This window comes from Flavobacterium panici (genome assembly GCF_024499525.1).
In the GTDB taxonomy this organism is placed as follows: Bacteria; Bacteroidota; Bacteroidia; order Flavobacteriales; family Flavobacteriaceae; genus Flavobacterium; species Flavobacterium panici.
The window spans coordinates 4,451,407-4,463,425 of the sequence record NZ_CP100437.1; the positions used below are offsets into that span (position 1 = coordinate 4,451,407).

Annotated in this window: 14 protein-coding genes; 8 read left to right on the forward strand and 6 right to left on the reverse strand. The window is 32.1% G+C overall.

What is annotated here, in order from left to right:
* Positions 1-89: 89 nt before the first annotated feature.
* Both NLJ00_RS18800 and NLJ00_RS18805 read right to left on the reverse strand, forming a co-directional pair.
* Positions 90-569, reverse strand: coding sequence for an Lrp/AsnC family transcriptional regulator (locus NLJ00_RS18800; RefSeq protein ID WP_008468989.1), 480 nt, complete (start codon positions 567-569; stop codon positions 90-92).
* A 77-nt stretch (positions 570-646) separates the two neighbouring features.
* Positions 647-1,801, reverse strand: a complete 1,155-nt coding sequence (locus tag NLJ00_RS18805; RefSeq protein WP_256634957.1) for a M14 family metallopeptidase — start codon at positions 1,799-1,801, stop codon at positions 647-649.
* A gap of 312 nt (positions 1,802-2,113) precedes the next feature.
* Here NLJ00_RS18805 and NLJ00_RS18810 point away from each other — a divergent pair, with 312 nt between their 5' ends.
* A complete protein-coding gene (locus NLJ00_RS18810; RefSeq protein ID WP_053473235.1) occupies positions 2,114-2,572 on the forward strand; it encodes a helix-turn-helix domain-containing protein in 459 nt (152 codons plus the stop codon).
* Positions 2,573-2,655: 83 nt separating this feature from the next.
* Here the strand turns inward: NLJ00_RS18810 and NLJ00_RS18815 are convergent, their stop codons facing one another.
* Positions 2,656-3,207: a 1-acyl-sn-glycerol-3-phosphate acyltransferase gene (locus tag NLJ00_RS18815; RefSeq protein WP_256634958.1), complete on the reverse strand. Its 552-nt coding sequence runs from the start codon at positions 3,205-3,207 to the stop codon at positions 2,656-2,658.
* A 66-nt stretch (positions 3,208-3,273) separates the two neighbouring features.
* Here NLJ00_RS18815 and NLJ00_RS18820 point away from each other — a divergent pair, with 66 nt between their 5' ends.
* From NLJ00_RS18820 to NLJ00_RS18840, 5 genes are read left to right on the forward strand one after another with little or no spacing between them, the layout of a single operon-like run.
* Positions 3,274-3,939, forward strand: a complete 666-nt coding sequence (locus NLJ00_RS18820) for a spermidine synthase (protein ID WP_053473237.1) — start codon at positions 3,274-3,276, stop codon at positions 3,937-3,939.
* A gap of 10 nt (positions 3,940-3,949) precedes the next feature.
* On the forward strand, positions 3,950-4,627 hold the full coding sequence (locus NLJ00_RS18825) for a peptidoglycan DD-metalloendopeptidase family protein (RefSeq protein WP_256634959.1): 678 nt from the start codon (positions 3,950-3,952) through the stop codon (positions 4,625-4,627).
* A 6-nt stretch (positions 4,628-4,633) separates the two neighbouring features.
* Entirely contained in the window at positions 4,634-5,110 is a 477-nt protein-coding gene (locus NLJ00_RS18830) for a hypothetical protein (protein ID WP_053473263.1), read from the forward strand.
* An 11-nt stretch (positions 5,111-5,121) separates the two neighbouring features.
* Positions 5,122-5,646 (forward strand): hypothetical protein, encoded by a 525-nt coding sequence (locus NLJ00_RS18835; RefSeq protein ID WP_256634960.1) that lies wholly within the window; start codon positions 5,122-5,124, stop codon positions 5,644-5,646.
* A 52-nt stretch (positions 5,647-5,698) separates the two neighbouring features.
* Entirely contained in the window at positions 5,699-6,169 is a 471-nt protein-coding gene (locus tag NLJ00_RS18840) for a nuclear transport factor 2 family protein (protein ID WP_256634961.1), read from the forward strand.
* A gap of 339 nt (positions 6,170-6,508) precedes the next feature.
* Here the strand turns inward: NLJ00_RS18840 and NLJ00_RS18845 are convergent, their stop codons facing one another.
* Positions 6,509-7,996, reverse strand: a complete 1,488-nt coding sequence (locus tag NLJ00_RS18845; RefSeq protein ID WP_256634962.1) for an aminotransferase class V-fold PLP-dependent enzyme — start codon at positions 7,994-7,996, stop codon at positions 6,509-6,511.
* Between the two features lie 185 nt (positions 7,997-8,181).
* Between NLJ00_RS18845 and msrA the strand changes: the two genes are divergently transcribed.
* Both msrA and NLJ00_RS18855 read left to right on the forward strand, forming a co-directional pair.
* Positions 8,182-8,715, forward strand: coding sequence for a peptide-methionine (S)-S-oxide reductase MsrA (gene msrA, locus NLJ00_RS18850; RefSeq protein ID WP_256634963.1), 534 nt, complete (start codon positions 8,182-8,184; stop codon positions 8,713-8,715).
* A 136-nt stretch (positions 8,716-8,851) separates the two neighbouring features.
* A complete protein-coding gene (locus NLJ00_RS18855) occupies positions 8,852-10,426 on the forward strand; it encodes a protein adenylyltransferase SelO (RefSeq protein ID WP_256634964.1) in 1,575 nt (524 codons plus the stop codon).
* Between the two features lie 116 nt (positions 10,427-10,542).
* Here NLJ00_RS18855 and NLJ00_RS18860 read toward each other — a convergent pair whose 3' ends face one another.
* Positions 10,543-11,511, reverse strand: a complete 969-nt coding sequence (locus NLJ00_RS18860; protein WP_256634965.1) for a YpdA family putative bacillithiol disulfide reductase — start codon at positions 11,509-11,511, stop codon at positions 10,543-10,545.
* A gap of 3 nt (positions 11,512-11,514) precedes the next feature.
* A complete protein-coding gene (locus tag NLJ00_RS18865) occupies positions 11,515-11,991 on the reverse strand; it encodes a CYTH domain-containing protein (RefSeq protein WP_256634966.1) in 477 nt (158 codons plus the stop codon).
* Positions 11,992-12,019 lie beyond the last annotated feature (28 nt).

The window sequence follows — 12,019 nt, forward strand, 5'->3', positions numbered from 1 at the left end:
TCTTTTATAGTTGGTTGGTTAATTGGTCATAAAAAAACCCCAAGAATAAACTTGAGGTTATATTTTAATATAGCATTCAAGAGGGATTCTTACATATTTTTGAAAATAGTATGCATCAAACGCTTCTTATCGTTAATACTTTCCTCTAATGAAATCATAGTTTCAGTTCTGTAAACACCATCGATATCGTCAATCATGAAGATAACTTCTTTTGCATGTTTTGTATCTTTTGCTCTGATTTTACAAAAGATGTTGAATTTTCCTGTCGTTACAGAAGCAACTGTTACGAATGGAATTTGATTGATACGCTCTAATACAAATTTAGTTTGTGATGTATTATTAAGGAATACCCCAACATAAGCAATAAATGAATAACCTAATTTATCGTAATCTAAGGCTAATGAAGACCCCATGATGATACCGGCATCCTCCATCTTTTTTACTCTAACGTGTACTGTACCAGCAGAAATCAATAGTTTTTTTGCAATGTCAGTAAACGGAACTCTCGTATTGTCTATTAACATATCTAAAATCTGGTGATCTACTTCATCTAAACGAAATTTACTCATAATTCTTTAATTAATATTACTAATTGCTATTACAAAGTATAAAAATATATATAAAAAACAACAAATTCACATAAAAATTAACTTTTTATCAACCCGTTAACAAATTTAGTATTTTTATTTAAATAAAAATCTGCTTTTTGGTTCATTTTCGGAATATTAAGATAATCATCAGAATAAACAGCTTCATTTCCGTCGTATTCATAATGACCAAAATAATTTTCCAATTCGCCTGCTTCTACTATATAAGCATTAAAATGAATCTTATTTTCAATCAATTCTTCTTTGTATTGTGCGACAAAATTCGTAATAATTTCGATACCATCATAATTTATTTTGATATTTTTATACATAAAATCATAAAAAACGACTTTATTTTGTGAAATATTCAAATAATCAGAATTTCTATTGACAACTAAATCGTTTTCGCTTATGAGTTTAAAGCCCGAAATTAGTGAGAAAAATATGTATTTTCTTGTAATTTCCCTTTCATAATCGTTAGGAAAATGACCTGCTTCAAACAATATGGTAGGAACTCCTAAAAACTGAAAAGTATCTCCTATACAGTTTATATTGAATGAATCGTCAAATCTTCCAACTTGTCCGGGAATATATTTTTGCAATTCATCGTTAATTCCGGCAATTAAATTGATGGCTTTTTGTCTGTTTTCATTCACTTCTCTTTCTTCATTATAAGACGGAGCTAAAAAAGAGACAGTTGCAGGCTTACCAGTATCGCCAGCGCCAAAAATAGTACGCTGATCATGCAGATTAAAGCAGTAATGAGGCTTAAAACTCTCAAAAACTTCTCTTAAAACATTACTTTCTGGCTGTGTAAGGTTTTGAGAATCGCGATTTAAGTCAATTTTATTCGCATTTTCACGTGTATAAAGTCTTGCACCGTCAGGATTTAATATTGGAATAGCATAAAATGTAAATGTTGAAAGCATTTTTTCGGCAAAATCAGATTTGCTGTTTAATACATTAATAAAGTCAAAAAGCGCTTTAGTTGTTGTGCTTTCATTTCCATGCATTTGAGACCATAAATAGATACGTGTTTTTCCGGTTCCAATTTCGTAACTATATATAGGTTCTCCTAAAACAGATTTTCCAATAACCTTAACTTGATTATCAGTATTTAATTTATCTAATAAAGGCTGAATATGATCCAAAGTCAGGTATCTTCCTTCAATAGAATGCTCTTTGTATTGGTTAAATAATTCTTCTAAATTCATTGTGTTTTGATTAGTTTACAAAAGTAAACATCTTTATTTTTACAATTGTAAACAAGAAAAAATAAAGAGAATTTAGAAATGTAAACAGATTTATTAATGAGTTTTAAGGATTTAAACAAAATCCAGTTAACAATTGTTATTACTTTAAGTACAAAATATCAATATATTATATTTCAATGAGTTATGCAGTATCATATGAAGTTAAAATTGCATCATAAATCCTTGATTTGAACGATTTACAACTGTAAAATTATATTATCAAATCTTTTTAGTTACATTTGTAAACACGTATGATTTAAATTAGAATTTACAATGGTAAACATCGATGATTTTGTAAAAAGGCTGGAAATTATATTGGATTATTACGGACTAAATGCTTCTTCATTTGCAGATAAAATTGGCGTGCAACGTTCCAGTATGTCTCACCTTCTCTCTGGCAGAAACAAACCAAGTCTAGATTTTGTCATGAAAATTTTGGATGTTTTTCCGGAAGTAGACTTATATTGGATTCTAGTTGGAAAAGGAAATTTTCCTAAATCAGAAAATGAAACAGTTCCAAATTTTCAAAATATAAATTCAGACTCCCCTTCTTCATCAAATGAAAATTATTCTGGAGAAGATTTATTTACTCCATTAAATAAAGAAGAAAATAAATCCCCGATTAAAAGTTTGATCGAAACCAAAAAATCAAATTTGAGTTTTGAAGAAGACGAAATTGAGAAAATTGTAATTTTCTATAAAAACGGAACTTTTAAGGCATATGTACCATAGCTCGAAAATTTCGCGTATTTCAAAATTTTTTAAAATAATTTTCATTTAAGGGATTCTCACGAATCTGGAAAAATATCAAAAAATTAGATCTGAATTCCGTTTTCAGGAATTTTTCCTAAAACACCTTTATAGTGCTGTTTTAAAATTTCCCAATCGGCTTCATAATTTCCTGTTGGATAAAATGGCTTTCCTAGATTCACTTCTTTCTTTCCCCAATCAAAAGCAACGGGAACTATTGGCACATTCGCTTTAAGCGCTATATAATAAAATCCGGTTTTAATTTCGGTTACACCTTTTCGTGTTCCTTCTGGCGCGACAGCCAAGCGAAAAACTTCTTTACGATCAAAAATAGCAGCAATAGAATCTACTTTATTTAATCCTCCGGTGCGGTCAAGCGGTTCACCACCAACATTTCTAAAATAGTAACCTAACGGAAATTTGAATAATTCTTTCTTTCCAACCCAGTTCATCTGCAAGCCGGAAATACCGCGGGTAAAAAGACCAATATAAAAATCATGATTACTGGTATGCGGCATAACCATTAAAATACATTTTTTCACTTCAGCATTTTCTATTCCTACTATCTTCCAGCCCATTAGCTTAAAAAAGATGAATTTGTATAGTCTTTTCTTCATTAAAATTTAATATTTCTTGCAAAATAAAAGATTTAAAATGGTATTTTTGAGTAAAAGCATTACAAAATGATTCAAAAATTGTTCAGTTATCTATATCCCATTAAAATCTTCAAAAAAAAATCGGCACGAAGTAAAGTGATCGAAGTTACCTGGGCAAATGGAGAATTGGTTTTAGATTCTGAAAACACAAATTATTCTTACGGAAGTTTACAACGTATATTAAGGTACGGTCTTCGTAATATTGGTTATGACAAGGTGTTACAAATGGAGCATATTTTGGTTCTGGGTGTTGCCGGCGGAAGCGTAATCAAAACCCTAGTTGACGAAATTAATTATAAAGGTAAAATTACCGGAGTTGAAATCGATCCTGAAATGATTCAAATTGCCAATCAGTATTTTAACTTAAACGAGATAAAACAGCTTGAAATTATCATTGACGACGCTTTTGAGTTTGTTTTAAAAACAAAAGATCGCTACGATTTAATAATTATTGATATTTTTGAAGATACTAATATGCCAAACTTTTTGTTCGAAAAGTTTTTTAGCGAACGAGTTTGTTTTCTTCTCAAAGATCAGGGCTTCATTTTATTCAACACCATGATTCTCGATGAAGCGCATAATGTTCGAAACAGAAAATACATTACAGAGATAAACGCACAATTATTTACTTCAAAAATGCTGCCCCGCATTGAAGTTCATAATGAATTAATAATAATCGAAAAAGTAGCCTAAATTTAATTTTATGAAATCCCTTGTATCTATATTAAAAGCCTTACCACCTACTAAAGTAATCGATGCCTCAATTGATTTTTCAAAATACCTTCCTTTAGATTTATCCATAACCAATACTGATTTAGTCGAAAGCAAACCTGAAACGTCTACAGAATTTGAACGTTTTATTTTTGGTTATCTGGCAGATAATAATGCAGAAGTTGCCTATGGCGGTTATATCGAAGGCCGTAACTTATATAAAAGGAGCACCATTTTTAAAAATGATTCTGTTCCGGAAAGAAATATTCACATTGGCCTTGATTTATGGGCAAAAGTTGATACTCCAGTTTTAGCTCCGCTTGACGGAAAGGTTCATAGTTTTCAAAATAACGAAGGTTTAGGAGATTACGGGCCAACCATAATATTAGAACATGAAGTAGAAAACGAGAAATTTTATACTTTATACGGACATTTATCGTTAGAAAGTATAGAAAACCTTACCGTTGGGGCAATTTTTAAGAAAGGTGAACAAATTGCAGCTTTAGGAAATTCAACTGTTAACGGAGATTACGCACCGCATGTTCACTTTCAGATTATAAAAAACTTAGAAGACAAATGGGGCGATTATCCCGGTGTGTGCAATACAAATGATTTAAATTTTTATATAGAAAATTGCCCCGACCCAAACTTATTATTAAAAATAACTTAAATGATTATGAAGAAAGCGGGATTGATTATATGTTTGTTGTTATTAATTGGATGTAAATCGAAAACTGTAAGTAGAGATACAGAAGATTTAAAAATTAAAAAAGTTTCTAACGCCGATATTAGTTCAGAGCAGCAGAGAAAAGCGTATGAATTAGGCAAAAGAGTTTTAGAAACCTGTAATACATCAAAGTTTAAACCTTTTAATGAAACCGAAGTTACTCAGTCTGTTAGAGAAAATACGACCGAAGAACGATTGACTAAAACCTGTACCAGATTTAGACAATATTATGGAAGTTTTATTGATTTAAAATTAGATGGCGTTTACAAAACCAAAAATGAAGTAATTTACCGTTATCACGCTTTATACAGTAAAAAAGTAGCCAATAAAGAACTTCGCATTTTTGTAAATGAAGAGAACTTAATATCTGCCATTAAATCAATGGATTGGGATGAAAAGTTTGACGCAAAAGCAGCTGAACAATAAAGTAACTATATATGAAATTAAAATTGCCTCTTCTTTTATTACTGCTTATTTCAATCTTTGCAAATGCGCAGCAAACCATGAGTGTAAAAGGATCTCAGCCTTTTCCGGCAACGCAGGAATATACTTTTATCTGCGAAAAATATGCTTTTACGGGCGAAGCCAACATTCAGATTGCAAAAACAGATAAAGGCGGCATTTTAAAAATCACAATTGCAACTTCAAATGATAAAGCGAGAATTGCCGGAGGTCTTTACGTAGATTTGGCTAATGCCGATGTTATTGCCTGCACAGACAAAAATGTAAAAGAATCGTCTGAAGGAAAAACAACTTCGTATTACTACTTTACTCCTGCTGAATTTGCCAAACTTAAAAAAAATGATATTTACGCTGTTCGATTTATCATAAACGGAGGTTCCAATACTTTTGGAAACGAAACCGGATATTTTACGGCGCACAACAAAAAGAATTATTTTTCAACGGTTTACGATAAATCTAAAAAGAGTTACGACACCGCAAAAGAAATTAGTGTTTTGTAAATACAATATTTTATATAATAAATCTTATATTTATAACCTAATTTTCAAATTTATGACTCCCAACGAAGCTTTAATTACAAAGTTCTATACTGCTTTTGCCAATTCTGATTTTAAAACAATGGTTGAATGTTATCATCCAAAAATACATTTTATTGATCCGGCCTTTGGTTTGTTAAAAGAAGAACAAGTTTCGAAAATGTGGGAAATGCTGATTATAAGAAGTAAAGGAAGTCTCAAAATCGAATTCTTTGATGTAAAAGCCGATGAATTTACGGGCTCTGCAAAATGGGTTGCAACTTATAATTTCAGCAAAACAAATCGGAATGTAATTAATAGAATTTCTGCCGAATTTGTTTTTCAAGATGGCTTAATCATCAAACACACCGATAATTTTGATGTTTGGAAATGGTCAAAACAAGCCTTTGGTCCAACTGGATATTTATTAGGCTGGACAGGATTTTTCCATAAAAAAATTCAGGAACAAGCTTTACTTTCCCTTAAGAAATTCCAGGAATCTAAGTAATCTAGAAAAGCTTTTTTTAACGCAAAGTTCGCTAAGTTTTTTTCGCAAAGTGCGCGAAGTTGCTGATTTAATTTTAACGCAAAGTTCGCTAAGGAATTTTCGCAAAGTGCACAAAGATTTTTAGTATAAAAACAAGTTTTTTTAAGTTCGCAAAGCTGGTTTTTAAAATATACGCATAAAGTAAAGTAAATAAGCCCGAGAGTTTTTAAAACTTTCGGGCTTATTTTTATAATTGATATTCTCAAACGAAACTTTGAGACCTTAAAAAACTTTTACAAAGAAAAACCTTCGCGCACTTTGCGAAAATTCCTTAGCGAACTTTGCGTTAAAAAAAAAATACTACGATTTAAACCAACTCTTCACCAATTCATCTTCAAATGAAGTAGCGTTTTTATGAACAAATTCATTAGTGTCTTTATTATAAGAATAATCTAAAGCCCAGGTTTTATGGTTTTTAGCCAAGTCTATAATACTATTACAAACAAAAGCAATTTCTTCATCTGTCGTAGTTGGGTGAATCGACATTCTAATCCATCCCGGTTTTTTAATTAAATCACCAATTGTAATTTCATTAACCAGTTTATTAGAAGTTTCCTGATCAACGTGCAATAAATAATGACCGTAAGTTCCGGCACAGCTGCATCCGCCGCGAGTTTGAACCCCGAATTTGTCATTCAATAATTTTACGCCCAAATTAAAATGCAGATCTTCAATAAAAAACGATATTACACCCAAACGGCTTTTATGCTGACCCGCTAAAATTTTAATATTTTCAACAGGATCTAACTGGCTAAAAACAAAATCAACAATTTCTTGTTCACGTTGCAAAATGTTCTCAATTCCCATTTCTTCCTTCAGCTCAATTGCCAAAGCGGTTTTAATAACCTGAAGAAATCCCGGAGTTCCGCCATCTTCGCGATCCTCAATATTATCTATATATTTATGTTCGCCCCAAGGATTTGTCCAGCTAACTGTTCCTCCACCCGGACAATCCGGAATCATATTATTGTATAATTTCTTATTGAAAATCAAAACCCCCGAAGTTCCAGGGCCGCCAAGAAATTTGTGGGGAGAAAAGAAAATCGCATCCAGATAAGATTCAGGATCTGCAGGATGCATATCGATTTCTACATAAGGGCCAGAACAGGCGAAATCTACAAAACAAACTCCATTATATTGGTGCATTAATTTTGCTGCGTCATGAAAAGGTGTTTTTATACCTGTAACATTTGAGCAAGAAGTAATTGATGCAATTTTTATCGTTCTTTCGCTGTATTTCTGTAATAACAATTCTAAATTATCCAGACAAAACAACCCTTTTTCACAAGATGGAATAATCTCAACGTCTGCAATTGTTTCTAACCAAGAAGTTTGATTAGAGTGATGCTCCATATGAGAGATAAAAACAATAGGTTTTTTTTCAGCTGGAACTGTAGTGAAATTTTTAAGGTTTTCAGGAATTTTCAAACCTAAAATACGCTGGAATTTATTGATAACACCTGTCATTCCGGTTCCATCTGTAATTAAAACATCATCTTCACTTGCATTAGTATGACGCTTAATAATATGTCTTGCGTGGTGATATGCCTTTGTCATGGCAGTACCAGACACGGTAGTTTCAGTATGTGTATTGGCAACAAACGGTCCAAATTGATTCAAAAGTTTCTCCTCAATTGGTCTGTACAGCCTTCCGCTGGCAGTCCAATCGGTATAAACAATATTTTTTTTGCCAAAAGGTGACATAAATTCCTGATCTATGCCAACAATATGCTGTCTAAAATCCTGAAAATAAGTTTCTAGACTGATGGTACTATTTTTGGTATTCATTTGTTGTGCCTGTGTTTAACTGCAAATATATTGCTTTTTTCTAAAATTGAGAATTTATCAATTCTAAACTTCAAACTTTAAGAAAACTTTTAATATCTTTAGTTTAATAGCTGTTTTTTAGATAAATTATCACAATATTCTATCAGGTTAATAGGGCATGTAAACTTTAAGCTATTTTTACATTTATGGAAAATTTATCAACAGCCACTTTTGGTGGTGGATGTTTTTGGTGTGTAGAAGCTGTAATTCAGCGTTTAAAAGGAGTTAAGACAATAAAATCTGGCTTTTCAGATGGTTTTATAAAGGATCCGGCATACCGCGAAGTATGTACAGGACGAACTGGTCACGCAGAAGTTATTCAGGTTACTTTTGATTCTGACATTATTTCATATCATGATTTACTAACTGTTTTCATGACAAGCCACGATCCTACAACTTTAAATCGTCAGGGCGGGGACAACGGAACACAATATCGTTCGATAGTTTTGTATCATGATGAATCACAAAAAGAAATTGCAGAAAAGGTTTTTGAAGAAGTGCAGCCCGTTTATGCTGATCCTATCGTAACGCAGTTAAAACCTTTTGAAGTGTTTTATGAAGCCGAAGATTATCATCAGGATTATTACAACAACAATCAGGAAGCAAGATATTGCCAGCTTGTAATCGATCCAAAAGTTCAAAAACTTAAAAAAATGTATGCTGATAAATTAATTGGCTAAAAAAATAGGCCACAGATTATACGGATTAAAATGATTTCTCTTTTTTTGATGCTAAATAAAGATGGACACAGATTTAAAAAAATCCGTTTTACCTGTTCAATCTGTAAAATCTGTGGGCCAATTATAAAAAACTCAAATGAAAAATTTAAAAATAAATAATCGATTTACTGCTGAATTGCCCGCAGATATAGACTTAACAAATGAAATTCGTCAAGTTAGGAATACTGCTTTTTCGTATGTAAATCCAACAAAACCTTCAAATCCAAAATTAATTCATGCTTCTGAAGAAGTTGCTGAATTGGTTGGGATTTCAAAAGACGAAATTCAATCAGAAGAATTTTTGAATGTTTTTTCAGGAAAAGAAATTCTTCCTGAAACAAAGCCTTATGCAATGTGTTACGCCGGACATCAATTCGGAAATTGGGCTGGACAATTAGGCGACGGCCGAGCCATCAATTTAACGGAGGTTGAAAACAACAATCAGTTTTTTACGCTTCAATTAAAAGGAGCTGGAAAAACGCCATACTCCAGAACTGCTGATGGTTTGGCAGTTTTACGTTCTTCAATAAGAGAATATTTATGTGCCGAAGCCATGTACCATTTAGATGTTCCCACTACCCGATCTCTTTCGTTGATTCTTTCCGGAGATCAGGTTTTGCGTGACGTTTTATACAATGGAAATCCTGCTTACGAAAAAGGCGCGATTGTTTGTCGTGTTGCCCCTTCGTTTATTCGTTTTGGAAGTTTTGAAATGCTGGCTGCCAGAAACGAACTTAAAAACTTAAAGCAATTTGTAGAATATAATATCAAACATTATTTCCCTGAAATTAAAGGCGAACCAAAAGAACAATATTTGCAGTTCTTTAAAAAAGTAGCCGATACAACACGCGAAATGATTTTGCATTGGCAGCGAGTTGGTTTTGTTCACGGCGTAATGAATACAGATAATATGTCAATTCATGGAATCACAATTGATTACGGGCCTTACGGCTGGCTTGAAAATTACGACCCTAATTGGACTCCAAATACTACAGACAGTCAAAACAAGAGATATAGATTCGGGAATCAACCGCAAGTTGCACATTGGAATTTATATCAATTGGCGAATGCGATTTATCCTTTGATTAATGAAACTGAAGAATTAGAAAAAATCTTAGAATCATTTATGAATGATTTTATTTTAGATTATAAAGAAATGTTTCTAAATAAATTAGGATTGTTTATTTCAACTTCTGCTCAAATTGATAATGATTTAACCGATAATCTGGAAGCGACTTTACAATTGACAGAAACCGATATGACGATCTTTTTTAGAAATTTAAGTTCCGTTAAAAAATCAGATTCTGTTGAAAAAGCGATTGAAAAAATTCAATATTCGTTTTATAAAATTGAAGAAGTTTCGGGAGATATTTTAGATGCCTGGAAAAAATGGTTTGCAGTTTATTTGGATAGATTGAATGCTGAAGAATTATCGGATGAAGAACGTTCTCAAAAAATGAATTTAATTAATCCGAAATATGTACTTCGAAATTATATGGCACAATTAGCGATTGATGCTGCTGATAAAGAAGATTATTCGTTGATAAACGAGCTGTATACATTATTGCAAAAGCCATACGATGAACAGCCGGAATACGAAAAATGGTTCGCAAAACGACCAGATTGGGCGAGATCTAAAGTGGGATGTTCTATGCTTTCTTGTAGTTCTTAAAAAGTTTTTTTTTGCCACAGATTACACAGATTAGAATGATTTTTTAATCTTTGTAATTAAAAAAATGAGTATTAGAGAAGAAATCCTTTTTAATCTGTGTAATCTGTGGCAATAATTCACTTAGAAACAATATAATCCACAATCATATTAGCATGGATTCTTGAGTTTTCAATAAACCATTTATGCGTCTGCATTCCTCCGCAGACAACGCCTGCCAGAAATAAACCTTCAACATTGGTTTCCATCGTTTCCGGATTATACGTTGGAATTTTCAACTCATCGTTTGAAAGCTCAATTCCTATATTTTCCAGAAAATTTAAATCTGGTTTATAACCTGTTAAAGCCAAAACAAAATCATTTTCGATTGTCACTTTTCCGTTTGGAGTTTCAATTTCGACTTCATTATTACGGATTTCCGTAATATTCGATTCAAAATAGGCTTTGATACTTCCTTCTGCAATTCGGTTTTCGATATCGGGTTTAACCCAATATTTTACTCTATTATTAATTTCATTTTTACGAATTACCATTGTTACATTTGCCCCTTTTCGCCAGCATTCTAAAGCCGCATCAACAGACGAATTGTTTGCGCCAACAACTATAATATTTCTAAAAGCATATTCATGTGCTTCTTTATAATAATGACGAACTTTTGGTAATTCTTCGCCTTTAATATTCATGTGAATCGGAATATCATAAAAACCGGTAGCAATAACAACGTTTTTCGATTTGTATGAACTTTTGTTTGTAGAAATTTCAAAAATAGAACTTCCAGTTTTTTTAATTTTATTTACTTTTTCAAATAAATTAATATTGAAATTAAAATAACGGTGGATATTTCGATAATATTCTAAAGCTTCCTGACGACCCGGTTTTGGTGCTAAACAGTTAAACGGAATATCACCAATTTCAAGTCTTTCGGCAGTAGAGAAAAAAGTCATGTACAACGGATAATTGAAAATACTATTTACAATCGCACCTTTTTCTATAATTAAATAACGTAAGTTTTTCTTTTGAGCTTCTATTGCGCAAGCCAATCCAATTGGTCCGCCTCCCACAATAATTAAATCATATTGGTCTGCCATAAATTATTCTTTTCCCCAGTTTTTAAAAGGATTTTTGCTCAAATAAGCATTATAATATCTTTCATTATTTGTTACTTCTTCTCCCAGCCAATCCGGTTTTTCGAAACTTTCGTCTTCAGACTGCAGTTCAATTTCTGCCATTGTTAATCCTTCATTTTCTCCATAAAATTCATCCACTTCATAAACATGATTTCCGAATTTAATTTCATAACGCGTTTTCTCAATTTTGCCTTTTTCGCATAATTTCAATAGTTCTGCAGCTTCATCAAGCGGAATTTGATTTTCCCATTCAAAACGAGACATTCCTCCTTGGTGGCCAATTCCTTTTATAGTTAAAAAAGCTTTATCTCCTTTAATTCTAACACGAACCGTTCTCTCGGCAATTGAACTTAAATAACCTTGTGCAATTTGATTTTTTGCAAATGCCTGTTCTTTAAAATCGTCTGATTTTACAAGAAACTTTCTTTCTATTTCGAGCATTTTGAGTCTTAATTTATTTTACTGCAAT